We start from the raw sequence: 22,947 nt of genomic DNA on the forward strand, positions 1-22,947 counted from the left end.
ATGGTTGCGTCATGCCCGGCCTCGTGCCGGGCATCCACGTCTTGGGGGTTTTTCCTTCACCTCTCCCCGCGTGCGGGGAGAGGTCGAATTTGCGCTTGGCGCAAATTCGGGTGAGGGGGGCTCTCCGCGGGGGTGCTGTCAGCGGATCGTCCGCAAATTCTCACCGCGCGCGCGGAGAGTCCCCCTCACCCCAACCCTCTCCCCGCAAGCGGGGCGAGGGAGAAGGGCGGGCAGTGATCGGGGTTGAGAGTGAGAAAGCTTCAGCGCCCGAAGCGCTTGGCGAGCATCTCTTTCAGGATCTGCCGCTTGATTTGCTTGTTGGTGAGCACGCCGTCGTGCCACCAGAAGCCGTCGGCCTTCATCTTCCCGGCAGCGCGGACGAAACGCTCGGCGACTTCGGTGAAGTCGGCGTCGGTGTAGTTCAGGCTGAAGATCAGCCGGCCGGTGCCGACCCAGCTCAACGACAGGCCCTCGGCGCGCAGGTAATATTGCAGCATCCAGTTGTAGCGGGACGGCGTGTTGTATTTCACCGTCCAGATCGACGAGAAGTTCGCGAACCGCACCGGCAGGCCGGCGTCCGTCATCATCTGGTTGAGCTTTTGCGCGCGGCCGTTCCAGCTCGCGTCCAGCCCGTCATAGATGGCGCGGAAGTTCGGGCTGGCGAGCCGGCTCAGGAATTCGTCCATCGCCGTCATGACGTAGGGATGCGAGTTGAAGGTGCCGCGGGCGAAGCAGATGTCGGCGGGGCGGTCGTCATTGAAGCGGCGCATCAGTTCCTTCTTGCCGCAAACCACGCCGACCGGAAGGCCGCCGGCGAGGCTCTTGCCGTAGGTCACCATGTCGGCCTTGACGCCAAAGTATTCCTGGGCGCCACCGGCGGCGAGACGGAAGCCGACGAAGACCTCGTCGAAGATCAGCACGATGCCGCGCTCGGTGCAGACGTCGCGCAACTTCTTCAGCCAGTCGGTGTACGCCGCGCGATCGAAATTTCCGCCGCGGGAGCTGTCGACCAGCGAGGAATCGCCGGGGGCGTTGCCGTTGGGATGCAGGCCCTGCAGCGGATTGACCAGCACGCAGGCGATGTCCTTGCGCGTGCGCAGCACATGCAGGGTCTTCTCGGACATCTCGGCGAGGGTGTAGGTCTCGTGCGCAGGGATAGGATTGCCGACACCGGGCTGCACGTCGCCCCACCAGCCGTGATAGGCCCCGGCAAAGCGGACAAGATGCGAGCGCCTGGTGTGGTAGCGCGCGAGCCGCACGGCCTGCATCACGGCTTCGGTGCCGGACATGTGGAACGAGACCTCGTCGAGGCCCGAGATCTGGCAGAGCCGGGTCACGTTCTCGAGGATGGAGGGATGGTAAGGGCCGAGCACCGGGCCGAGCGCGTGCGCCCGCTTCTCGGCGCCCTCGATGCACTCCTTGTAGAAGTCATTGCCGAAGATGTTGACGCCGTAGGACCCCGTGAGATCGTAGGACGTGTTGCCGTCGACATCCGTGACGGTGACGCCGCTGGACGATTCCATGAAGGTCGAGGTGCCCAGATGCTCGCGGACGAGACGCGAGAACTGGAACGGCACGCGGTAGGTCTCGGTGAAGTGCAGGTCGGAGATCTTTTCCGCCGCTTCCTTCGTCATCGCGCGACCCTTGGGGTAGCGTTCGGCGTAGAGCTTGGCGAGGCGGAAGAAGCCGTCCTTGCGCTGCGCCGCGATGTTCGCAGGCGCGCCGTCGCAGGCGAAGTAGGCGTCGCCTTCGAACTCGTAGAACGGGAGCAGCTTGGCCACCCGGCGCGACATCTTGGAGTGTCCGGCGAGCGAGCGGTGCTTGGCGCGGGAGAGTGCGATGCGCGCTTTGATCTTCGGAAGGACGGCGGCAGCGGACGCTGCGGCGGCCACGGAAAATGAGAGAATCGGGAGTGTCGTTTCCATGACAACAAGCGCTAATACTGCGAGCTGACAGATTCATGACAGTCAAAGCCCTCATCGCCTCTTTCACCCAGCAGGAAGACCTCAACTTCCTGTTGACCAACCGCATCCCCCGCGCCGCGCTGACCCGCTTCATGGGCTGGTTCTCGAAGATCGAGAACCCGCTCATTCGGGACGGCTCGATCGCGCTGTGGAAGCTGTTCTCCGACCTCGATCTGTCGGAGGCGCGAAAGACCCATTTCAAGAGCCTGCACGACTGCTTCACCCGGGAGCTCAAGCCGGGCCTGCGGCCCTTTGATCCGGACCCTTCCGTCGTAGCCAGCCCCTCGGACGGCATCGTCGGCGCCCATGGCCGGATCGCGGACACCGAGTTGTTCCAGGTCAAGGGAGCGCCCTATTCGCTGCTCGACCTGCTCGGCGATTCCGCGCTGGTCGACCAGCATCGCAACGGAAGCTTCGTCACGCTGCGGCTGACCTCGAGCATGTATCACCGCTTCCATGCGCCCTTTGACGCGCATATCGAGCGCGTCACGCTGATCCATGGCGACGTCTGGAACGTCAACCCGATCGCGCTGAAGCGCGTCGAGCGCCTGTTCTGCAAGAACGAGCGCGCGGTCATCCGCGCGCATCTCAGTTCGGGTGAAGCCGTGACGCTGGTACCGGTCGCCGCGATCCTGGTCGCAAGCATCCGCCTGCACTTCCTCGACATGGTGCTGAACGCGCAGACGCGGGGGCCGGTCAACTTCCCGTGCGATGTCAGCGTGAGCAAGGGCGAGGAGCTCGGCTGGTTCGAGCACGGCTCCACCATCATCATCCTTGCGCCCGGCGATTTTTCGTTCTGCGACGGCATCGCCGAAGGCACCCGCATTCGGGCGGGTCAAGCGCTGCTCCGAAAAGACTAGCCTTCAATCCGCCGTCCCCGCCGCCTATATCGTCTGCGGGGACGAATTGACGATACGGATCTGGTGATGGCGCGGGCGCCGGTGATGGCGGCGGGTGGTATTGTGCTGCGGCGTGGCGAGCCGCCGCTGATCGCGGTGGTGCGCCAGCGCAAGCGCAACGAATGGGTCTTGCCCAAGGGCAAGCTCGACGACGGCGAGACGCCGAAGCAGGCCGCGCACCGCGAGGTGCTGGAAGAGACCGGCCACGAGGTCGCCATCCACGAATTCCTCGGCACGCTGGTCTACCAGTCGGGCGGGCGCTCCAAGGTCGTGCATTTCTGGCGGATGGAGGCCGATGGGGGCCCGGTCCGCAAGCTGATGAACGACATCAAGGCGGTGGACTGGCTGACGCTGGACGATGCGCTCGCGCGGCTGTCGCGCGAATACGAGCGCGCCTTCCTGACCCAGATCGGCCCGATCGCGCTTGCGGCGGCGGGGCTGGTGTCGTCGTCCGAGCCGACACCACCGCTCGCGGCCGACGACGTCGAGACCCTGACCCCGGCCGAAGCCGACTCCGTCGATGAGCTGCGGCATGGCCTGCTGCAGAAGGTGAAGGCCTGGTTGCGCGGCGAGGCGTGAGATTTTTTCGCGCCGCTCGTTGATGAGGGAGCATCCGCGAGTTGGTCCGTTGCGAGAGCGCATGCTCCCTCCAGATCGTCATTGCGAGCGCAGCGAAGCAATCCAGAATCTTCCCGCGGAGGGGCTCTGGATTGCTTCGTTGCGCTCGCAATGACGGAGGAGAGAGCGGTGCTTCTCCGGCGCTGCCGTGCGGACGCGTCGACAGTCAACGCCGCTCCTTCTCCTTCGGAGCGGGCGCCGGTTTGCGCGGGGCTGCGGGACGCTGCGCGGCAGGGAGGCGCTGCTGCAATCCGCCAGGGCGCTGTAGGCCGGGCGCTTGAGTCGCCGGCGGCTGGCCGGGCTGCATGCCGGTACGCGGCAGTTGCGGCTGCGGGCTGGGCTGCGGTGTCACGCCAGCTGGGGACGGCACGACGCCTCCAGGCTGAATCTGCCCACCGCGCTGCGGCTGGGCTTGCGGCGCGGCGTTCGGCAGGGTGCCTTGCCCGGGACGCGTTGGAGGTCCCGCACCTTGCTGCTGTCCCTGTTGCAGCTGGCCCTGACCCGCGCGCGGGCCACCCGGCTGCACCGCGCCGCCTTGTCCCTGGCCCTGCCGCTGCGGCGGCTGCGCGCCCTGGCGTCCCGGCGAGCCCGGCTGCTGCTGACCCGGACGGTTGTTCTGACCGGGCTGGCCGTTCGGCCGCGGCTGCTGCTGACCTGGCGATGCATTCGGCGGCAATTGTTGCTGCTGCGGCTGGAGCGGACGCGGGATGCGGCTGCTCGCGCCGGGATTGGCGCGGCGGAAGTCGCGCTGCTCGGTGACGATCTGCCGGCCCGTGGTCTGCGCCAGATGCACCTGGCTGACGAAGCCGCGGTCGCGCGCGATCTGCTGAGCGGGGATCGTGATCGGCACGGCCGCGAAGCGCATGCCGCCGCCGGGGCCGCCGGCGCCGGGCCGGATCGCAAAGCCGCTCGATGCCTGCGTCAGCGCGCCGAGCCGCGTGCCGCTGGTGCGCTCGTCGATGTCGATGTGACCGACCCGCCCGTCCGCGTCGGGGTAGAGCTTGATGTTGACGTTGCTGGTGCGGTTTGCGGCTGCGCCTTCCGGCACGTCGACGACGCCGGTGGTGCCGCGGATGCCGAGCGTTGCCGTCGGCGTGGTGATCTTCATGTTGCCGGTCCTGGCCACCGCCGCGGCGACGAACGCGACCGTGCCCTTGCCGATATCGAAGACGCCTGCGTTCTGCTTGCCGCCGTCCTCGTAGACGTAATTGTCGATGGTGATCTTCGAGCTGGCCGAGAGGTTGAATGTCGTCGCGTCGTTGAAGGTGATGCCGAGCGAGGAGTTCGACGAGGTCTGCACGACGTCGTTGAGATAGATGTCGTCGCGCACGCGCAGCGGATAGGAGTTCCTGTCGCGGATCACGGTCGCGATTCCGGCGACGGTCGCGACGTTGCCGATCGGCTCGACGGCGGCGGGTTGCGCGTCGGTGGCCGGTGCCGGCGAGGCCGATGGCGCCGGCGAGGGGGCGGGCGTCGGTTGTGCTTGCGGCTGGGCCTGAGCAAGCTCGATCGCATCGGCTGCGAGCGCCACGCGGGCGCCGGCCGGCGGCAATGCCAGCAGTACGAGCGCGAACACGAAGCGGCGCCAAGCCACCAATGAAGTCACGAGGATGTCCCGGTGAGAACGCGAGGCGAGATCCGCCGATATCAGCCGGGGTCAGCTGAATGGCGGATGAACATGTGTCGCACGGGAGGGGCGAACGTTCAAACGGCGCCAGGTGCTGGCTTCAGCCTGGTTTGTCTCCACGCCGTCATGGCCGGGCTTGACCCGGCCATCCACGTCTTGACGCGCGACATTAAGAACGTGGATGCCCGGGACAAGCCCGGGCATGACGATGAGTGTGCATATGTTGGGGATGACAGCTTCACTGTCAGCTGACGCGCTTCCAGATCTGGCCGCCGCAGAACATGCCGCCGAAGGCGCAGCCCTGCACACGCATCGCGTTCGCGCCCTTCATCGCGATCGTCGAGTCGTAGTTGCGGCCGGAGTCGGGATCGTGGATGCGGCCGCTCCACTTCGAGCCCTCGGGCTTCATGTTGATCAGGATACGTTCGTTGGTCTTCTCGGCATAGCCGCAAAGGTTGGCGCCGCACTGCTCGACGCGGACATTGCCCTTGTTCTCTTCGGTCGCCCAGATGCCGATCGGCGTATTGGCAACCGCCACGGGCGCGGCGGCAACCGGAGCCGGGGCCGGCGCGGGAGCAACCGCGACGGGAGCGGGCGCAGCCACGGGCGCGGGCTGTGTCGCCGCGTCAACGGACGGAGCGGCGGCAACCGTCGTCGCCGGAGCAGCGGGAGCAGCCGCAGGCGCGGTCGCCTGCACCGGAGCCTGCTGCACCGGCTGCTGCTGCACCGGAGCCGGCGCGGGTTGCGCGGTCGTGGTCGCCGGAGCCGGCGTCGTGTCGATGTCATCGTCCTTGGAGCCGCCAAGGCCCTTGAGGTTGATGTTGTTCAGCTTGATCGGCTTGTCGGACAGGCCCGGCGCGACGATGGTGACGCAATTGAGCGAAGCGCAGTTGCGCGGCGTCTCGATGCGGATGTGCTGGCCTTCGATCTGGAACGAGATCGTATTGCCGGCATGGGCTGCGGCGGTCGAAGCGAGGAAGAGCGCGGTGGCGGCGATGGTGAGCTTGTTCATGACAACCTCCGAAAATGGCGCGGGCCCGATATGGACTGGTGTCGCCGGTGGATGAAGCGTGGTTCGACCCTACGCCCGGCCGGTCAGGCCTTCCGTGATGGACGTCACGAGAGACTGTCGTCCTTGGGTGAGGCAGCGCACATTCGGCCGCCGTGCATCCCGCGTAGTCTCGTCGCGACACAGAGGGGAGGGGTCGATGACGCGGCTTGTGACTTCGCTTGGCATGGTGATCGCACTGATGGCGAGTGCGCCCGCGGCCCAGGCCGGTTCCTACGCCTTCTCGATCGGCGGCCACCGGTTCCATGTCGAGGCGCCGCGCAATTGCCGGTCCAGTTCCTGTGTTTCGATTTCCGGTCGCAGCCTGCGGACGACGGAAGATGTCGGGACGGCGCCGGCACTTGCGCCGGTCGTGCAGGCGCCGCAGCCGATCGCTCCGATCAGGCCGGCGCCAGTGGCTGTGGTTCCGCCACCGGCCCCGCCCGCGCCCGTTCTTGCCGCTACGACTTCGCAGCCCGTCGTGGCTCCGCCGGCGCCAAGACTCGAGGCACCGCAGACTGTTGCGCTCGCCCCGCCGCGTCTGGAGCCGCCGGTCGTTGCCCCGCAGCCCGAGATCAAGCAGGGCACGACGATCGCACAGCGCGGCGACGAGGAGCCGGCCTATTCTCCGCTCGGCGAATGGGAGAGCACCGGTGCCAAGGGCACGGTCCGCATCGAACGCTGTGGACCTGCGCTTTGCGGCTTCGTGCTCACCGAAGCATCGAACCGGGGCGAGAGCGTGCTCGTCAACATGAAGCCGAAGACGCACGACGTCTGGACCGGCAGCATCTATAGCCGCTCCAGCGGCAGTACCTATTACGGCAGGATGACGCTGACGGCCTCCGGCAAGCTCCGCGTCGAAGCCTGTGCGATCGGCTACTTCTGGTGCACCGGCAACGACTGGACGCGGGTCGAGGAGCACCGGGAGCAGTTGATCACGACCTCGCGGCAATGGAGTGGCGCGCGGTCGTAGGTCCGCGCAGCTTCCCTCTCCCCTTGTGGGAGAGGGTGGCTCGCCGCGATAGCGGCGAGACGGGTGAGGGGTCTCTCTCCTTACCAACAGTGATGCGAGTGGATAGAACCCCTCATCCGGCGCTTCGCGCCACCTTCTCCCACAAGGGGAGAAGGGAAGAGAACCCGCTAGACCATGCCGAGCACGATGGCGCCGACAAACGCCATGGCGAGGTACGCGGTGACAACGCTCAGTCTCCCGGCGAACGTCATGACGTTGCTCCTGGGGTGGCCCGCTCCACGCGCACCGCTTTGCGCGAGGCTTATGGTTAACAGAAAGTCTCGATCCGAAAAAGTCAGGCTTGCTGTCACTCAGCGCGGGCAGGGTTCGAGCGCGCGCGAGCCGGTATGGTTAAAGAACACTGAAATCAACCTGTTGAAGAGTCTTTAAGTAAATTCACCGAACGTGCGTGCATGACGCGCGGAGTTCGTTTGTATCTCGTCGGCTCCATCGTCCTTGTTTCGCTTGCGGGTTGCGGTCGCGGTTTTTTCCAGGCCGAGCGCGAACCGTGGCGGGCCGAGGCCGAAGCGGCGTGCCTGAAATCTGGCGCGGTCAAGGAAAGCCCTGATATCGTCCGCATCGAGCCGATCTCAGGTCCAGGCATGTGCGGCGCCGAGTATCCGCTGAAGGTCGCCGCCCTCGGCGAAGGCTCCAGCAGCTATGGCTTTGCCGACGAGGAGTTGCGCCCGCCCGGGAGCGTCGGCAACCAGCCGCGCTGGCCGGTGACGCAGCCGCGCTCGAACTATCCGCAGAGCCAGAATTATCCGCAACGCTCGAACTATCCCGAGAGCGCGGTGCGCCAGCCCTCCGGCTATGGCGCGCCATCCGGCCCGGTGTCGCTGAGCGCACCCGGCGTGGCGCCGCAGGAAGACGAGATCGACCTGCCGCCCGAGGGCACCGATGCCGCGGGCGCCGCGCGCTATATGAATTCGCCGAGCTATCCGGCGCGATCGGCGGCACCCTATTCGCAGCCGCCCGCGCAACAACCATTGCCGCGTCTCGGTCCCGCGCAGGGCAATCCCGTCGCCGCCGTCGGCCCGGTTGTGATCAAGCCGACCGCGACGCTGGCCTGTCCGATCGTATCCGAGCTCGACCGCTGGCTCGCCGACACCGTGCAGCCCTCGGCGATGCGCTGGTTCGGCGTCCGCGTCGCCGAGATCAAGCAGATCTCCGCCTATTCCTGCCGCGGCATGAACGGCAACTCGCACGCCCACATCTCCGAGCACGCCTTCGGCAATGCGCTCGACATCGCGGCCTTCGTGCTCGCCGACGGCCGCCGCGTCACCGTGAAGGATGGCTGGCGCGGCGTGCCGGAAGAGCAGGGATTCCTGCGCGACGTGCAGTCGGGCGCGTGCGTGCATTTCACCACGGTGCTGGCGCCGGGCTCCAACGTCTATCACTACGATCACATCCACGTCGATTTGATGCGCCGCGCCAGCCGCCGCCTGATCTGCCAGCCTGCCGCGGTCTCCGGCGAAGAGGTTGCCGGGCGGGCCCAGCAGCGCAATCCTTACGCGGGCCGTCGCGATCCCTATGTCACCGGCTCGCTCGGTTCGCGCAAGAGCACGACGCGCAAGCAGGAAGACGACGAATACAACGACGATTGAGATGACAACCGACATCGTCCGTTATCTCACCCACCCGCAGGTACAGATCGACCCGGATGTGCCCGTGCCGCAATGGGGCCTGAGCCCGGTCGGACGCGCGCGGACCGAGACGATGGCGCAGGCGCCCTGGCTTGCGAACACCACGCAGATCATCTCCAGCGGCGAGCGCAAGGCGATCGAGACCGCCGGGATCATCGCGGGCGCGCTGGGAATCATGATCGAAATCCGCGAGGCCATGCATGAGAACGACCGCTCGGCGACCGGCTTCCTGAAGCCGGTCGAATTCGAGCAGGTCGCCGACCGGTTCTTCGCACAGCCGCATCTCAGCGTCCGCGGCTGGGAGCGCGCGGTGGACGCGCAGGCGCGCATCGTGCGCGAGGCCGAGGCGGTGCTGGCGCGCAATCGTCCCGGCGATGTTCTCTTCGTCGGCCACGGTGCCGTCGGCACGCTGCTGTTCTGCCATGTTGCCGGGTATCCGATCGATCGCGTCCACGATCAGCCGGCTGGAGGCGGTCATTGCTTTGCGCTTGTAAGACAGGACAGGCGCATTCTGCATGCGTGGTGCAGAATGGAAGAGATCCCCTCCTGATATGACGGATGGCCCGGATTGCGAGGCTCAGCTGCGTTCACATCGCCTTGGCGAGTACGAACAGCCGGAAATCCTCGAGCGCCGCGTGCCGATGCGGGGCAACTTCGCGCCGGTAAGTCTCGGTGTCGACGATCGAGCGGAAGGTGGCGAAATCGCCGTATTCATTGATCGCCGCTTCGTCCCAGCGTTCGCCCGGCGAGCCGACGAGGCTCGTTACGACCGGCCCGGAAAATATCGGCGCGAGCGGCTTACCGGCCGCGAGACGCCGGAATGCCGGCCGATAGCGTTCGTGAAAGGCTTCGCGGCCCGAGCAGGGCGCAGCGTCGAATCCGTCCTCGTAACGCGCATGCGTGCGGTAGCGCAGCAGATTGAGCATATAAACCGGCTGGCCGGGTGGAATCGCGCGCTCGGCGGCGTCAAGGGCTTGCAGGGTGATTTCGATGAGGTTCATGGACTTCCCGCGTTTCTAGCGCCGCAGAACGCGCGCTGACGCTTCTTGTCTAGCCGTTCAGGAACGGCTCTTGTAGTGACCCTTTAGCCATGACTATGTGGACTGCATGTCCACAACGACTTTACCTCCCGACATCTCGCGTCTCCTCGCCTTCGTCCGTGTCGTCGAGGCGGGCTCCTTCGCCGAAGCCGCGCGGCGGGCGGGGACGACCACCTCGGCGATGTCCAAGGCGGTCGCCCGCTTCGAAAAGGCTCGCGGGTTGCGGCTTTTGCATCGCTCCACCCATTCGTTGGCGCTGACTGAAGAGGGCGACAGGCTGATGGCGGCGGGACGCGCGTTGGTCGAAAGTCTCGCCCGTGTCCAATCCGAGCTCGGCGAAGTCGCGCGCGACGATGGTGGACGGGTGCGCGTGACCGCCCCCGCCTCGTTCGCGCGTGCCTGCATCCTGCCGCGACTGCCCGCGTTCCTGAGGGAACGGCCGGAAATCGAGATCGAGGTCAAATTCCGCAACGAGATTCTCGATCTCGCGGCGGAAGGCGTCGACGTCGCGATCCGCTCAGGGCCCCTCGACCGCGCGCCCGGCCATCAGGCGCGGCGGCTTTGCACGTTTTCCTGGATCGCTTGCGCCTCGCCTGTCTATCTGAAGGCGCGCGGCGTGCCAGCGACTCCATACGAGCTTTCCGCGCACGACCACGTCGGCTTCCGGAATCCCGCGAGCGGTCAGATCCTGACCTGGCGCTTCGCCGACCCGCGTGGCAAGGCACCCGTTCGCGTCACGCCCAAGCCCAAGCACATTTGCGACGACGCGCACGCTTCGCTCGCTCTGATCGCGAATGGGTTTGGGATCGGCTGGGGACCAGCGTGGCTCGTCGACGAAGACCTTCGCAGCGGCAGGCTGGTCGAAGTGCTTGCGCCCTGGCGTGCGTCTCGGGAACCCCTATGGATGCTGCGCACCTCCGACCGCCGCCCGCCTCTGCGCACGCAGCGCGTCATGTCCTTCCTCACCACGCTTGCCGCCGCGTTCAGCGACAAGGCGGTGTGAAGCATCGGAAAGTCATGTCGAGGTCGGTTTCGCCGGTGCCGGGACCAGCCCCATGCAGCGCTGCACCTCGCCGGGGACGTTGTAGGTTCGCATGATGTGGCGGCTGTCGCGCAAGCCGGATGACTCCCGTTGCACCACGAACATCCAGAGCGCCTGGCCGGCTTCCATCACCAGCTTGCGCCTCGCCGGCTGCATCGAAGCAGGCAGCTCCGCGGCAGCGTGAACGGCGTCGAACTCGCGCAAGCGCGTCAGCGCCTGTTCGAGCGTGCGGCCCATCCGTCCAAGCGCGGAGGCCTGTTCCTGAACGATCTCGTAATGGAGGATATCGACCGGCGGGCGAAGATCACGGGACATGAGCCCAAATATAATGCTGAGACTTCTACAGGCGCAACTCGGCCGTCATTGCGAGGAGCAAGGCGACAAGCAATCCAGAGTCTTTCCGCGGAGGGATTCTGGAGTGCGTCGCTGCGCTCGCAATGACGGCGAGAGTTTATTCTGCGCGGCTACTTCGTCCGATACGCCGCCAGAAACATCCGCGTCGCGCTGTCGACCACCTCGGTCATGCGTTCTTCCGACGGGGCGGGCGCGGCCTGGAACACGAAGGGCAGGAAGAGCGAGGCCTTGCACAGTTCCATGAACTGCGAGGCGGCCAGATCGCAATCGTCGATGGTGAGATCGCCGGAGGCGACATGGGCTTTGAGATAGTCGGACAGACGGTTGATGGTCTTGTCCAGCACGCGTCCGTAATAGCGGCGGCCGACGTCGGGCATGCGCTCGGCGATCGCCATGACGGTACGGATCGCCGATCCGCCGCCGGGCCGGCAGAGCAGGTGGATGTAGGCCTGGCCAAAATCCGTCAGCGTCGTTTCGGCATCGCGGGCGTGGTCGAAATTGAACACGACCTGGCCGTAATCGAGCGCCTCCTGCTCGAGGATGGCTTCGAACAGCGCGCATTTGTCGGCGAAGTAAACGTAGAGCGTGCCCTTGGAGACGGCGGCCGCGCGCGCGATCTCGCCCATGCTGGCGCCGTCAAAACCGAGATCCATGAACACTTTGCGAGCCCCATCCAGGATCTGGCGGCGCTTGGAGCTGTCCTCCTCTTGGAGGACGTGCAGATGTTCGCGGCCGGCTACAACCATTGGTTCAGGGTCTCGGCAGGTTTTTGGGTCGGGGTCGGGAGCGTGAAACCTGAATAAAGGATTCGGCTCCTTAGGGTCCACGCGGGAATATTATCTATATTGACCGAACCGTTCGGTCAATGGTATTTGGGATCAGCGAGGGGGAATTGGCCGCAGGACGGCCGTCCTTGATCGCTCTTTATATTGGGGAGGCCTTTATGGCCGTATCGAGAGACCAGGCTGCGCGCGTCCTTCGCCAAGAAGCGGTGGAGACGACGCCCGAGCAGGCGGGCAGTGACGTGACGACCGAGAAATCTGCCGCCCTTGCCGAGCAGTTGCGCTCTCATGTGGCCGAGGAAACCAAGCGCCGCGGCGAGGCGCTGGAGAAGCCCGTGACCGACAAGCCGGCCCCCAATGCAGCCGCGCCCGGCGCGCCTGCCGCTGCAGCCGGCAAGTCCAGCAAGCGCAAATTCGTCATGATGGGCATCGGCCTCGTGCTGGCGCTCGCGGCAGCCGGCTATGCCGGCTACTACACGCTGGTCGGCCGCTTTTATGTCTCTACCGACGATGCCTATGTCCGCGCCAACAACACCATGCTCGGCGCGCGCGTCGCCGGCCACATCTCCTCGATCCTCGCCGGCGACAACACGACGGTGCGCGCGGGCGACATCGTCCTGCGCATCGACGACGGCGACTACAAGATCGCCGTCGATGCCGCCACGACGAAGATCGCGACCCAGCAGGCCACCATCGATCGCATCGGCCGACAGGTCGCCGCGCTCGACAGCCAGGTCGCGCAGGCCAAGGCGCAGCTCGTTTCGGCCGAGGCGGGCCTCAAGCGCGCCGATCTCGATTATGAGCGCCAGCAGGCGCTGAGCAACAAGGGTTTTGCCTCGCGCGCCGTGTTCGAAAGCTCGGAGGCCGGGCGCGACCAGGGCGCTGCCGCGGTCAAGGCCGCGCAGGCCGCCTATGACGTCGCCGTCAGCAATGTCGACGTCGCCAAGGCACAGCAGGCCGAAGCGCAGGCACAGCTCGCCGAGCTCAAGACCTCGCTCGCCAAGGCCGAGCGCGATCTTGCCTTCACCGCCGTGCGCGCGCCGGTCGACGGCGTCTTCTCCAACCGCCTCGTCAGTGCCGGCGACTTCGTCGCGGTCGGTCAGCGTCTCGGCAATGTCGTGCCGCTCGACAACGTCTATATCGACGCCAATTTCAAGGAAACGCAGCTCAAGCGCATCCGTCCCGGCCAGCCCGTGACGATCAAGGTCGATGCCTACGGCATGCGCAAGTTCTCCGGCGTCGTCGACAGCATCGCGGCGGGCTCGGGCTCGGTGTTCACGCTGCTGCCGCCCGACAACGCCACGGGCAACTTCACCAAGATCGTGCAGCGCGTGCCGGTCCGCATCCGCGTGCCGAAGTCGGTCGCCAGGCAGAACCTGCTGCGTGCGGGCATGTCGGTCTATGCGACGGTCGACACCAACAAGGGCGCGGCGGACGCCGACAGCGAGATCGATCTCGACGATCCCACCATGGTCCATCCTCAATAAGCGCGCTCTCGAGCGCCGCGAGGTCAGACCATGGCGAACGCCACCACCGCATCACCTGACATGATGGCGAACCCCGCTTCGGAGCGCATTGCGCCGAAGCGGCTGTTCGCCTTCATCATCATGGTGTTCGGGATGTTCATGTCGATCCTGGACATCCAGATCGTCTCGGCATCCCTCAGCGAAATCCAGGCCGGACTGTCGGCCAGCTCCAGCGAAGTCGCCTGGGTCCAGACCGCCTATCTGATCGCCGAAGTCATCGCGATCCCGCTGTCGGGGTTCCTGTCGCGCGCCTTCGGCACGCGGCTGCTGTTCGCGATCTCGGCGGCGGGCTTCACGGTTTCGAGCCTGCTTTGCGGCTTTGCCACCACCATCGAGGAGATGATCCTCTGGCGCGCGCTGCAGGGATTTCTGGGCGCCGGCATGATTCCGACGGTGTTCGCCTCGGCCTACACCGTGTTCCCGCGCTCCAAATTCCACATCGTCGGTCCCATCATCGGCCTCGTTGCGACCCTCGCGCCGACCATCGGGCCGACGGTCGGCGGCTACATCACCGACCTGATGTCGTGGAACTGGCTGTTCTTCATCAACGTCGTGCCCGGCATCGGCATCACCATCGGCGTGTGGGCTCTGGTCGATTTCGACGAGCCGCATTTCGAGCTGCTCGACCGTTTCGACTGGTGGGGCCTGACGTTCATGGCCGGCTTCCTCGGCACGCTGGAATATGTGCTGGAGGAAGGTCCGCTCCATGAATGGATGCAGGACACGTCCGTTGCGATCTGTGCGTGGATCTGCGCGATCTCTGCGATCGCCTTCTTCTGGCGCGTGTTCACGGCGGCCGAGCCGATCGTCAATTTGCGCACCTTCTCCAACCGCAATTTTGCGATCGGCTGCGTGCTGCAGTTCTGCATCGGCATCGGTCTCTACGGCCTGACCTACATCTATCCGCGCTACCTCGCCGAGGTGCGCGGCTACAGCGCGCTGATGATCGGCGAGACCATGTTCGTCTCGGGCATCACCATGTTCCTGGTCGCGCCGCTGGTCGGCCGGCTGATGGTCAAGGTCGACATGCGCTACATGATCGCGTTCGGTCTGATCGTGTTTGCTATCGGCTCCTACCAGATGACCTGGATCACCCGGGACTACGATTTCTACGAGCTGCTGATCCCGCAGATCCTGCGCGGCGTCGGCATGATGTTCGCGATGGTGCCGACCAACAACATCGCGCTCGGCACGCTGGCGCCTGACAGGGTGAAGAACGCGAGCGGCCTGTTCAATCTGATGCGCAATCTCGGCGGCGCCGTGGGTCTTGCCGTCATCAACACCGTGCTCAACGACCGTACTGATCTGCACATCACCCGCCTCCAGGAGCGCGTCACCTGGGGCAATGCGACCGCGACCGAAACCCTGACCATGCTGCAGCAGAAGTTCCAGGGGCTCGGCGATGCCTCGCTGATGGCAATGAAGCAGCTCAGCCAGATCGTGCACCGGCAGGCCGTGGTGATGGGCTTTGGCGATGCGTTCTTCGTGCTGACGGTGTTCTATCTCGGCCTCAACCTGCTGGTGACGCTGCTGAACAAGCCGGCCTCGCTGACCGGCGGCGGCGACGCGCACTAGCTCCACGATCGGTGTCGTCGCCCGCGAAAGCGGGCGATCCAGTATTCCAGAGGAGCTTGTTATTGAATCGAGAAGCCGCGGCGTACTGGATTCCCCGCCTTCGCGGGGAATGACAGTGGGGTGTGAGGCGGCGCACGTACCAAATTGCAACACTCGTCCGTGATCTCGCGGGAGCCCCGTTGCAAACCGAAAACGACACATCTATAAAGCGCACCTCATTCATTCGAACCGGGGAGAGATTTGCATGATTTCGTCGCATTCGCAGATCGTCCGCCCGCGCTCGATGATGTTCTGGCTCGGTATCTGCTCGACCTCCTAGAGGTCCACTCCGCCAGCTTCGATTGGGCTCCAAGTCCCGATCGCTCCGCTTCCCAAGCTAAAATCAGTCTCAAGTGACGCCGTTTCGGCCCTCGTGGCCGGCCTGCGTCCATCGTTGGAGCCGGCCCGCGCCAGAAGCGGCCGGATGATGCCATGACCGCTCTGTCAAAAAAGCCCGCGGCGATACGCGTGGTGCTTCCCTTCGCGTTCAGGCACTGGCTGAAGCAGCCGGGGCGGACGCTCGTCATCGTGGTCAGCCTGCTGGGCGCGACCGCCGCCGACCTGTTCATGCCGGTCTTCTCCGGACATCTGATCGACGCGCTGACGCGCGGGCCGTCCGATCCGGATGCGCGCCATGCGGCTCTGGTCGCGTTCGGCGCCATCGTGGCGCTGGGCGCGGCGTCGATGGTGCTGCGGCTCGCAGGACTGCAGGCGATCGTGCCGTTCACGCTGAAGATCATGGCGGAGGTCGCGCAGGACGCCTTCATGCGCGTGCAGCGCTTCTCGACCGACTGGCACGCCAATTCGTTCGCCGGCTCCACCGTGCGCAAGATCACGCGCGGCATGTGGGCGCTCGACCTGCTCAACGACACCATCCTGCTGGCGCTGCTGCCCTCGCTGGTCGTGCTGATCGGATCGGTGATCCTGCTCGGCGCGCATTGGGCCTCGCTCGGCGGCGTGATCGCGCTCGGCGCGCTCGCCTATGTCACGATGACGGTGCTGTTCTCGACGCGCTACATCGCGCCGGCCGCGCGAATCTCCAATGCCTGGGACACCAAGGTCGGCGGCACGCTGGCGGATGCGCTGACCTGCAACGCCGTGGTGAAATCCTTCGGCGCCGAAATGCGCGAGGATTCGCGGCTCGCGCGCGTCATCAATCGCTGGCGCGTGCGGGTGCGGCGGACGTGGTTTCGCTACAACTACACCGCCGTGGCGCAGCTCTCGATGCTGTTGTGCCTGCGGGGGTCCGTGATCGGTGGCGCGGTGCTGCTGTGGATGTCCGGGCACGCTTCGCCCGGCGACGTCACTTACGTGCTGACGAGCTATTACGTCATTCACGCCTATCTGCGCGACGTCGGCATGCACTTCAACAACCTCCAGCGCTCGGTCAACGACATGGAGGAACTGGTGGCGATCCATGACGAGCCGATCGGGATTGCCGATGCGGCTGGCGCGCGGCCGATCACCATCGAGGGCGGCCAGATCGTGTTCGACGACGTCACGTTCCATTATGGCGGCCACCGCGCGCCGCTCTACGATGGGCTCTCGCAGACGATCCGCGCCGGCGAACGGGTCGGCCTCGTCGGCCGCTCCGGCTCCGGCAAGACCACCTTCGTCAAGCTGGTGCAGCGGCTCTACGACGTCTCCGGCGGCCGCGTGCTGATCGACGGGCAGGACATCGCGCTGGCGACGCAGCAATCGCTGCGCAGCCAGATCGCGATCGTGCAGCAGGACCCGATCCTGTTTCACCGCACGCTTGCCGAGAACATCGCCTATGGCCGGCCTGGCGCTAGCCTGGAGGCCATCGAGCAGGCGGCGCGGCTGGCCAACGCGCACGACTTCATCCTGCGCCTGCCGAAGGGCTACGGCACCCTCGTCGGCGAGCGCGGCGTGAAATTGTCGGGCGGCGAACGGCAGCGCGTCGCGCTGGCGCGCGCCTTCCTAGCGGACACGCCTGTGCTGATCCTGGACGAGGCAACCTCGAGCCTCGATTCGGAATCGGAGGCGCTGATCCAGCAGGCGATGGAGCGGCTGATGAAGGGCCGCACCTCGATCGTGATCGCGCACCGGCTGTCAACGGTGCGCGGCCTCGACCGGATCCTGGTGTTCGACCGCGGCGAGATCGTCGAGCAAGGCACGCATGCCGTGCTCGCGGGCAGGCCCGGGGGAATCTATCGCAGCCTGTTCGAGCGCCAGGTCGTGGAGCTCGGACGCATCGCAGCGGCGGAATGAGGCGCGCGGCGGCGGGACGAAAGTCCCGTCGCTATCTCGCCGGAAATGGAATGAGATGAAGGACCTGACACGCGGCTCCATCGTGGGCCACATCCTGCAGATGTCGCCGCCGATCATGGCCGGCATGATCTCGATCATGATCTGCCAGCTGGTCGACCTCTACTTCGTTTCGGGGCTCGGCGATGCAGCCGTCGCAGGTGTCGCCGCGGCCGGCAATGCCGGCTTTCTCGTCAACGGACTGCTGCAGGTGCTCGGCGTCGGCACGGTGGCGCTGATGGCGCATGCCGTGGGACGCAAGGACCGCGGCGATGCCAATCTGGTCTTCAACCAGTCGGTCACGCTGTCGGTGCTGTTCGGTCTGCTGACCCTGGTCGCGGGAACGGCGCTGTCGCGCCCTTACATGCGTTCGGTCGCCGCGGACCAGGCGACGATCGAGGCGGGAACCACTTATCTGTTATGGTTCATGCCGGCGCTCGCGCTCGAATTCGTCATGCAGGTGACTGCATCCGCGCTGCGGGCGACCGGTATCGTGCGCCCCGCCATGCTGGTGCGGGTGCTGGCGGTCGTCATCAACATCGCGCTGGCGCCGGTGCTGATCTCGGGCTGGGGGACCGGCTACGCGCTGGGCATCGCCGGCGCGGGGCTGGCGAGCTCGATCGCGGTCGGCATCGGCACCCTGATGCTGCTCGGCTATTTCCGCAAGGTCGAGCGCTATGTCGCCTTCAATCCGGCGCAGTGGCGGCCGCAGCCGCGTCATCTGATGCGCATCCTCAATGTCGGCCTGCCGGCCGGCGGCGAGTTCGCGATGATGTTCATGTTCATGGCGGTGGTCTATTACGTGCTGAGCGATTTCGGCGCGGCGGCGCAGGCCGGGTTCGGCATCGGGCAACGGGTGCTCGGGTTGATCCATATGCCGGCGCTCGCGGTTGCGCTCGCGGCCGGGCCGATCGCCGGCCAGAATGTCGGCGCCGGCAACGGCACGCGGGTGCGCGACACCTTCGTCAAGACGGCGCTGATCACCACCGCCGTGATGATCGCGTTCATGATCCCGGCGCAGCTGAAGCCGGAACTGCTGCTCGCCGGGTTCTCGAACGACCAGGAGACGATGGCGATCGCCTACCTGTTCCTGCGGATCATCTCGCTCAACATGGTGGCGCAGGGCCTGATCTTCACCTGCTCCAGCATGTTCCAGGGCCTCGGCAACACCAGGCCGGTGCTGCTGAGCTCTGCAACCCGCGTGTTCACCTATTCGCTGCCGGCGATCTGGCTCTCGACGCGGCCGGGCTTCCGCATCGAGTATGTCTGGTATCTTTCGATCGCGGCGACCACGCTCCAGGCGGTGTTGAGCCTGTGGCTGCTGCGCCGCGAGTTCAGCAAGCGCCTCGGCGTGCCCAAGGCGAAGTCTGCGGAGCAAGCGAGCTCCGGGCCGATCGCCCGTGAACCTGCGTAACGACCCGCTTGTTCCATCCCTGCGGCTCCGGCTAACTTGCCGCGCCGTGGAGATGGGGTCGCGGAAGGACCGAATGACCGAAGTGACGAACGAGCAGCAGCCGCTGTCCTTGTTGCAGGCGATCTGGGAGGCGCGCTACCGCACGCCGGCCCGCTTCGTCGCGTTGATCGCGCTGTTGCTGCCGTGGACCACCACCGGGCTGACATTTGCGCTGATCCCCTGGCTGATCGCCTTTGCCTTTCTCGATCTGCGCGCGTTTCCGCGCTCGCTGCTGCGCCCGGTCTGCCTGCTGCCGATCGCGCTGGTCGTGCTCGCCGCTCTCGGGACGCTCTGGTCCGAGGCCCCCTGGCCGGAGCGAATCCATGCGATCGGGCCGGCGGCGAAGCTGTTGGTGATTCCGCTCCTGATCTACCAGTTCGAGCGCTGGCCCTACGGCAATTGGGTGTTTTCGGCGTTCCTGGCGTCCTGCGCGCTGCTGATGCTGTACTCCTTCGCCGTTGCGATCGACCCCGGCCTCTCGCTCAAACCCTATCTGTCGCGTGGGCCCTACAAGGTCGAGAGCGGGATCGCCGTGCGCAACTATATCGACCAGAGCCAGGAGTTCGCGCTGTGCGCGATCGCGCTGCTTTATCCGGCCGTGACGCTGTTTCGCCAAGGCCGCGTTCGGATCGCCGCGCTATTCGTGTTGCTTGCGATCGGCTTCCTCGCCAACATGATGTTCGTCGTGGTCTCGCGCACGGCCCTGGTGACGCTGCCGCTCCTGCTCGTGGTGTTCGCCCTGCTGCATCTGCGCCGGCGTGCGGCCCTGGTTGCCGTCGGCGCGATGGTGCTGGCGGCCGTCCTGCTCTGGACCGTCTCGCCGCATCTGCGCGCGACGATCGGCAAATTTCAGGGCGACTACGAGATGAGCGTGCAGGAGAAGAAGGTCAGCGGGATGGGCTCGCGGCTGGAGTACTGGCGCAAATCCCTGGGGTTCATCGCGGACGCGCCGCTGACCGGTCACGGCACCGGGGCGATCCGCGGCTTGTTCGCCAGCGTCGCCGTCGATGCGGAGGTCGATCCGCTGCGCGGCGAGATCGTCAGCAACCCGCACAACCAGACGCTCAGCGTTGCCGTGCAGTGGGGTGCCGTCGGCGTGCTGGTCCTCTACGCGTTGTGGTTCGCTCATCTTTTGATGTTTCGCGGCGAGGGACTGGCTTGCTGGATCGGCATGCTCGTCGTGGTGCAGAACATGCTGTCCTCGCTATTGAACACGCATTTGTTCGATTTCACCGCGGGCTGGATTTACGTGCTCGGTGTCGGTGTTGCCGGCGGCATGGCCCTTGGCGAAAAGCGCGGCCGGTCGGCCGCGACGACTGACGGCGTGCGTCTGCGCCAGACTCCCGGTGGCAGCCCGAAGTGACGCTTGAACGCCCGGCTGAACGCCGCCTCGGATTCGTAGCCGGTCTGACAGGCGATCGACTTGATCGGCGTCGTCCCTGACGTCAGGGCGTGGGCGGCCAGCCGCAGGCGCCAGTGCACGAGGTATTGCATCGGCGGCTGATCGAGAAAGTGCTTGAAGCGCTCGGCCAGCACGGTGCGCGAGACGCCGATGCGGCGTGCCAGGTTCTCGACGGTCCAGTCGTGGAACGGCATGGCATGCAAGTGCCTCAGGCCCGCGCCTGCGACCTGGTCGTTGATGGCGGCGAACCATCCGATTTCGTTCGCGGGCAGCCCCTGCATGTGCTTGCGCAGGATCTCGACGAACATCAACTCGGTCAGGCGATGCAATTGGCTGCGCGACCCCGGCCGCCGCGTGCTCGCTTCGCCTGCGGTGTGGCGGATGGTGCTGGCCAGCCATTCATCGGCAGGGCCTTCCGGACTGACCTGCAGCCATCTCGGCAGATGATGCAGCACGGGGTGGAACAGCAATTCGTCGCACTGAAGAAACCCGCAGATGATCCTGGTGCAGGGACCGGCGCCGCCATGCTCGAGGACGACAATGTCTGTCCAGGGCGGGCGCGGCAGCAGGCCGCCGACCTGCATGGGCACGATGGGCTCGCGTCCGCGCAGCCGATGACTGTCGCCATAGGGAAGCACGACGACATCGCCCTCGCGCAACTGCACCGATGCGTGCCCGTCCAGCTCCATCCAGCAGCTGCCCGATGCGATGATGTGGAAAGGGATGATCCGGTCGGTGCGCAGCGGCAAGAGCCTCGCAAGCTGGCCTGCTTCCGGCGTCGTGATCGCCCACGGCTCGCGAAACTCGGCGCGGAAAAGCACGGTGCCGGCAAGATGCATGCTGCCCAGCACCTCGGAGAGAAGGTCAGCCGGCGTTTCGGGCAAGACTTGCGGGGTCCTGGTCATGTTCGGCCGATCCACAGAGACATAGGATGAAACCTCGCAAAACAATTGAAGAGGTAAGCAACTTGAATAACGAGGCACGTGATCTGGTCGTCGTCATCACGCATGGCATCGACCACGAATTGTCGTCCGTTGGCGTGACCATCGCGCTCGGCGGGATGACGGCCGGCCTGAAGGTCTCGATCTTTCTGACCAGCGCCGGTGTCGACATCGTGCGGCACGGCGCCGCCGATCTCACGCAGGTCAAGCCGCTCGATGGCCTTGCCGCCATGCTGCGCGATTTCATGAACAGGGGCGGCAAGCTCTGGGCCTGCACGCCCTGCGTCAAGAGCCGCGGTTACGCACAAGAGGACCTGCTGGATGGCGTTGTCATTTCCGGTGCGAGCGTGATGCACGAACTGATCAAGGGCGGTGCCGCCACGCTGAGCTTCTGAGCCGGAATCAATAAGAATGTTTCCGGCTCGCCGCATCCTCCGATCGGGGGATGCGGCTCTGCCGGCGGCACCCGTCAGTGGGGCGCGAAACCGCTGAAACTGTTCCAGACCAGGCCGAGGCCCGACAGGAACAACAGGCCGAGCACGACATCGCCAAAATGCTTGTCGCTCAACGCATGATAGACGCGCGCGCCGGTCCACGCGCCGATTAGCGTGCCCGGAAAGGCGATCAGCGCGAGCCAGACCACCTTGAACGCGACGAGGCCCGACGCCGTCTGCACGATCAGCGCGGTCGCGAGCACCGTGAAATTGAACAGCTGGAAGATGCCGCGCCGCTCATGCTTGTTCCAGCCGCGGATGTTGGCCCAGAGGATCGGCAGCGGTCCCGAGAGTCCGGCAAGGCCGCCGAGAATGCCGCCGGCAAAGCCGATCGCGCCGTCCGCGATCCGGCCGCCGAACTTGATGGCGAGCGGCTTCTTGTTCAGATAGAGCGCGCTCGAAAAGATCAGCAGCAGGACGCCGACGCTCAGTTTGAACACCTTCGGATCGGCGGAGGCGACCATCATGGTCCCCAAGGGAACGCCGATCAGTCCTCCGATCAGGAACGGCCACACCAGCGAGAGATCGAAACTCTTCCACATCGACGGCAGCGTCGAGGTCTGCGCGATCACCGAGCAGATCAGCACCAGCGGCACCGCCAGCGACGGCGGCAGGACATAGAGCCAGATACCGAGCGCCATCAGCGCCGTGCCGAAGCCCGCCAGGCCCGAGACGAAGCCGCCGGCCAATGCGCCGAACAGCAGCAGCGCGTAGGTGCTCGTTTCCAACAGATCGTCCTTGTCGCAATGGGCGATCCCGAACTGTTGATCGCTACCGTCCGCATAGCACGGCTGCGACCCTGGAGGTCAATTTCAAAACCGCACGCAAGCGTGATCCCCCGAGGCGGGCGTTCGCGGAAGACGGGCCTACATGATGATCGTACTTCAAGCTGGGCCCGCCCGACGCCATCCTGCGTTCCGATTGGCCCGTCCCCGAACCAGACGATGGAGACCATCATGACCCGCACGAAGACCGCCGTCGCGGCTGCGCTGCTATCGGCGGCGGCGTTGATGCCGACAATGGCGCAGGCGCAGTTCTCCGAGCCTGCGGCCTATCAGGCCGCTCATCCCGACCGCGACGTGCTCAATGGCGGCCAGCTCACGCCTGCGGGACGCGCGGCTCGTGGCGAGACGGTGGCACCGAGCGAGGCCTATGCGGCCTATCCGTCAGCCGCTGCGCCGGTCGTGCGCTCCCGCCATCGCCGTCATCACCAGTGA

General features: G+C 65.8%; 21 protein-coding genes. 13 read left to right on the forward strand and 8 right to left on the reverse strand.

Annotated features, from left to right (window positions below; genetic code table 11):
* Nucleotides 1–260: 260 nt before the first annotated feature.
* Nucleotides 261–1,925 carry an aminotransferase class III-fold pyridoxal phosphate-dependent enzyme gene (locus tag F8237_RS23560; protein WP_151648357.1) on the reverse strand — a complete coding sequence of 555 codons (1,665 nt, stop codon included), beginning with the start codon at nucleotides 1,923–1,925 and terminating at the stop codon, nucleotides 261–263.
* 35 nt (nucleotides 1,926–1,960) lie between these two features.
* Between F8237_RS23560 and asd the strand changes: the two genes are divergently transcribed.
* Nucleotides 1,961–2,824 (forward strand): archaetidylserine decarboxylase, encoded by an 864-nt coding sequence (asd, locus tag F8237_RS23565; protein WP_151648359.1) that lies wholly within the window; start codon nucleotides 1,961–1,963, stop codon nucleotides 2,822–2,824.
* A 66-nt stretch (nucleotides 2,825–2,890) separates the two neighbouring features.
* A complete protein-coding gene (locus F8237_RS23570; RefSeq protein WP_151648361.1) occupies nucleotides 2,891–3,442 on the forward strand; it encodes an NUDIX hydrolase in 552 nt (183 codons plus the stop codon).
* Nucleotides 3,443–3,647: 205 nt separating this feature from the next.
* On the opposite strand, the gene F8237_RS23575 is transcribed toward F8237_RS23570, so the two are convergent.
* Both F8237_RS23575 and F8237_RS23580 read right to left on the reverse strand, forming a co-directional pair.
* Nucleotides 3,648–5,078: a FecR family protein gene (locus F8237_RS23575; protein WP_167527521.1), complete on the reverse strand. Its 1,431-nt coding sequence runs from the start codon at nucleotides 5,076–5,078 to the stop codon at nucleotides 3,648–3,650.
* Between the two features lie 274 nt (nucleotides 5,079–5,352).
* The gene (locus F8237_RS23580; RefSeq protein WP_151648365.1) at nucleotides 5,353–6,120 is read right to left on the reverse strand and encodes a DUF2147 domain-containing protein; all 768 of its coding nucleotides are present in this window, start codon (nucleotides 6,118–6,120) and stop codon (nucleotides 5,353–5,355) included.
* A gap of 196 nt (nucleotides 6,121–6,316) precedes the next feature.
* On the opposite strand from F8237_RS23580, the gene F8237_RS23585 reads away from it, so the two are divergent.
* The 3 genes from F8237_RS23585 (at nucleotide 6,317) to F8237_RS23600 (ending at nucleotide 9,364) form a co-directional block, all read left to right on the forward strand.
* On the forward strand, nucleotides 6,317–7,129 hold the full coding sequence (locus F8237_RS23585) for a DUF2147 domain-containing protein (RefSeq protein WP_151648366.1): 813 nt from the start codon (nucleotides 6,317–6,319) through the stop codon (nucleotides 7,127–7,129).
* 452 nt (nucleotides 7,130–7,581) lie between these two features.
* Entirely contained in the window at nucleotides 7,582–8,775 is a 1,194-nt protein-coding gene (locus F8237_RS23595) for an extensin-like domain-containing protein (protein WP_151648371.1), read from the forward strand.
* Between the two features lies 1 nt (nucleotide 8,776).
* Nucleotides 8,777–9,364, forward strand: coding sequence for a histidine phosphatase family protein (locus F8237_RS23600; RefSeq protein ID WP_151648373.1), 588 nt, complete (start codon nucleotides 8,777–8,779; stop codon nucleotides 9,362–9,364).
* A gap of 37 nt (nucleotides 9,365–9,401) precedes the next feature.
* Here F8237_RS23600 and F8237_RS23605 read toward each other — a convergent pair whose 3' ends face one another.
* On the reverse strand, nucleotides 9,402–9,815 hold the full coding sequence (locus tag F8237_RS23605) for a hypothetical protein (protein WP_151648375.1): 414 nt from the start codon (nucleotides 9,813–9,815) through the stop codon (nucleotides 9,402–9,404).
* 106 nt (nucleotides 9,816–9,921) lie between these two features.
* Here F8237_RS23605 and F8237_RS23610 point away from each other — a divergent pair, with 106 nt between their 5' ends.
* Nucleotides 9,922–10,857 (forward strand): LysR family transcriptional regulator, encoded by a 936-nt coding sequence (locus tag F8237_RS23610; RefSeq protein ID WP_151648377.1) that lies wholly within the window; start codon nucleotides 9,922–9,924, stop codon nucleotides 10,855–10,857.
* A gap of 12 nt (nucleotides 10,858–10,869) precedes the next feature.
* Here the strand turns inward: F8237_RS23610 and F8237_RS23615 are convergent, their stop codons facing one another.
* Entirely contained in the window at nucleotides 10,870–11,211 is a 342-nt protein-coding gene (locus tag F8237_RS23615) for a DUF6665 family protein (RefSeq protein WP_151648379.1), read from the reverse strand.
* 149 nt (nucleotides 11,212–11,360) lie between these two features.
* Nucleotides 11,361–11,996 (reverse strand): TetR/AcrR family transcriptional regulator, encoded by a 636-nt coding sequence (locus F8237_RS23620; RefSeq protein WP_151648381.1) that lies wholly within the window; start codon nucleotides 11,994–11,996, stop codon nucleotides 11,361–11,363.
* Nucleotides 11,997–12,193: 197 nt separating this feature from the next.
* On the opposite strand from F8237_RS23620, the gene F8237_RS23625 reads away from it, so the two are divergent.
* From F8237_RS23625 to F8237_RS23645, 5 genes are all read left to right on the forward strand, one after another.
* Entirely contained in the window at nucleotides 12,194–13,519 is a 1,326-nt protein-coding gene (locus F8237_RS23625) for an HlyD family secretion protein (RefSeq protein WP_151648383.1), read from the forward strand.
* A 30-nt stretch (nucleotides 13,520–13,549) separates the two neighbouring features.
* Nucleotides 13,550–15,133, forward strand: coding sequence for a DHA2 family efflux MFS transporter permease subunit (locus F8237_RS23630; protein WP_151648385.1), 1,584 nt, complete (start codon nucleotides 13,550–13,552; stop codon nucleotides 15,131–15,133).
* Nucleotides 15,134–15,604: 471 nt separating this feature from the next.
* Nucleotides 15,605–17,404, forward strand: a complete 1,800-nt coding sequence (locus F8237_RS23635) for an ABC transporter ATP-binding protein (RefSeq protein ID WP_162006184.1) — start codon at nucleotides 15,605–15,607, stop codon at nucleotides 17,402–17,404.
* Nucleotides 17,405–17,459: 55 nt separating this feature from the next.
* Complete coding sequence (locus F8237_RS23640) at nucleotides 17,460–18,854, forward strand: MATE family efflux transporter (RefSeq protein ID WP_151648389.1); 1,395 nt, start codon at nucleotides 17,460–17,462, stop codon at nucleotides 18,852–18,854.
* A 73-nt stretch (nucleotides 18,855–18,927) separates the two neighbouring features.
* A complete protein-coding gene (locus F8237_RS23645) occupies nucleotides 18,928–20,256 on the forward strand; it encodes an O-antigen ligase family protein (protein WP_151648391.1) in 1,329 nt (442 codons plus the stop codon).
* Here the strand turns inward: F8237_RS23645 and F8237_RS23650 are convergent.
* Nucleotides 20,139–21,179 carry an AraC family transcriptional regulator gene (locus F8237_RS23650; protein WP_201280144.1) on the reverse strand — a complete coding sequence of 347 codons (1,041 nt, stop codon included), beginning with the start codon at nucleotides 21,177–21,179 and terminating at the stop codon, nucleotides 20,139–20,141. The genes F8237_RS23645 and F8237_RS23650 overlap by 118 nt on opposite strands.
* 83 nt (nucleotides 21,180–21,262) lie before the next feature.
* On the opposite strand from F8237_RS23650, the gene F8237_RS23655 reads away from it, so the two are divergent.
* The gene (locus tag F8237_RS23655; protein WP_244623742.1) at nucleotides 21,263–21,631 is read left to right on the forward strand and encodes a DsrE family protein; all 369 of its coding nucleotides are present in this window, start codon (nucleotides 21,263–21,265) and stop codon (nucleotides 21,629–21,631) included.
* A gap of 74 nt (nucleotides 21,632–21,705) precedes the next feature.
* Here F8237_RS23655 and F8237_RS23660 read toward each other — a convergent pair whose 3' ends face one another.
* Nucleotides 21,706–22,458: a sulfite exporter TauE/SafE family protein gene (locus F8237_RS23660; protein ID WP_151648397.1), complete on the reverse strand. Its 753-nt coding sequence runs from the start codon at nucleotides 22,456–22,458 to the stop codon at nucleotides 21,706–21,708.
* Nucleotides 22,459–22,686: 228 nt separating this feature from the next.
* On the opposite strand from F8237_RS23660, the gene F8237_RS23665 reads away from it, so the two are divergent.
* Complete coding sequence (locus F8237_RS23665) at nucleotides 22,687–22,947, forward strand: hypothetical protein (protein ID WP_151648399.1); 261 nt, start codon at nucleotides 22,687–22,689, stop codon at nucleotides 22,945–22,947.

Origin of the sequence: Bradyrhizobium betae, assembly GCF_008932115.1 — a bacterium.
GTDB lineage: Bacteria > Pseudomonadota > Alphaproteobacteria > Rhizobiales > Xanthobacteraceae > Bradyrhizobium > Bradyrhizobium betae.

Bases quoted from the DNA above. Each gene is read 5' to 3' on its own strand.
- F8237_RS23560 (WP_151648357.1), bottom strand. From the start codon at position 1,925: ATGGAAACGACACTCCCGATTCTCTCATTTTCCGTGGCCGCCGCAGCG.
- asd (WP_151648359.1), top strand. From the start codon at position 1,961: ATGACAGTCAAAGCCCTCATCGCCTCTTTCACCCAGCAGGAAGACCTC.
- F8237_RS23570 (WP_151648361.1), top strand. From the start codon at position 2,891: ATGGCGCGGGCGCCGGTGATGGCGGCGGGTGGTATTGTGCTGCGGCGT.
- F8237_RS23580 (WP_151648365.1), bottom strand. From the start codon at position 6,120: ATGAACAAGCTCACCATCGCCGCCACCGCGCTCTTCCTCGCTTCGACC.
- F8237_RS23585 (WP_151648366.1), top strand. From the start codon at position 6,317: ATGACGCGGCTTGTGACTTCGCTTGGCATGGTGATCGCACTGATGGCG.
- F8237_RS23595 (WP_151648371.1), top strand. From the start codon at position 7,582: ATGACGCGCGGAGTTCGTTTGTATCTCGTCGGCTCCATCGTCCTTGTT.
- F8237_RS23600 (WP_151648373.1), top strand. From the start codon at position 8,777: ATGACAACCGACATCGTCCGTTATCTCACCCACCCGCAGGTACAGATC.
- F8237_RS23605 (WP_151648375.1), bottom strand. From the start codon at position 9,815: ATGAACCTCATCGAAATCACCCTGCAAGCCCTTGACGCCGCCGAGCGC.
- F8237_RS23610 (WP_151648377.1), top strand. From the start codon at position 9,922: ATGTCCACAACGACTTTACCTCCCGACATCTCGCGTCTCCTCGCCTTC.
- F8237_RS23615 (WP_151648379.1), bottom strand. From the start codon at position 11,211: ATGTCCCGTGATCTTCGCCCGCCGGTCGATATCCTCCATTACGAGATC.
- F8237_RS23620 (WP_151648381.1), bottom strand. From the start codon at position 11,996: ATGGTTGTAGCCGGCCGCGAACATCTGCACGTCCTCCAAGAGGAGGAC.
- F8237_RS23625 (WP_151648383.1), top strand. From the start codon at position 12,194: ATGGCCGTATCGAGAGACCAGGCTGCGCGCGTCCTTCGCCAAGAAGCG.
- F8237_RS23630 (WP_151648385.1), top strand. From the start codon at position 13,550: ATGGCGAACGCCACCACCGCATCACCTGACATGATGGCGAACCCCGCT.
- F8237_RS23635 (WP_162006184.1), top strand. From the start codon at position 15,605: ATGACCGCTCTGTCAAAAAAGCCCGCGGCGATACGCGTGGTGCTTCCC.
- F8237_RS23640 (WP_151648389.1), top strand. From the start codon at position 17,460: ATGAAGGACCTGACACGCGGCTCCATCGTGGGCCACATCCTGCAGATG.
- F8237_RS23645 (WP_151648391.1), top strand. From the start codon at position 18,928: ATGACCGAAGTGACGAACGAGCAGCAGCCGCTGTCCTTGTTGCAGGCG.
- F8237_RS23665 (WP_151648399.1), top strand. From the start codon at position 22,687: ATGACCCGCACGAAGACCGCCGTCGCGGCTGCGCTGCTATCGGCGGCG.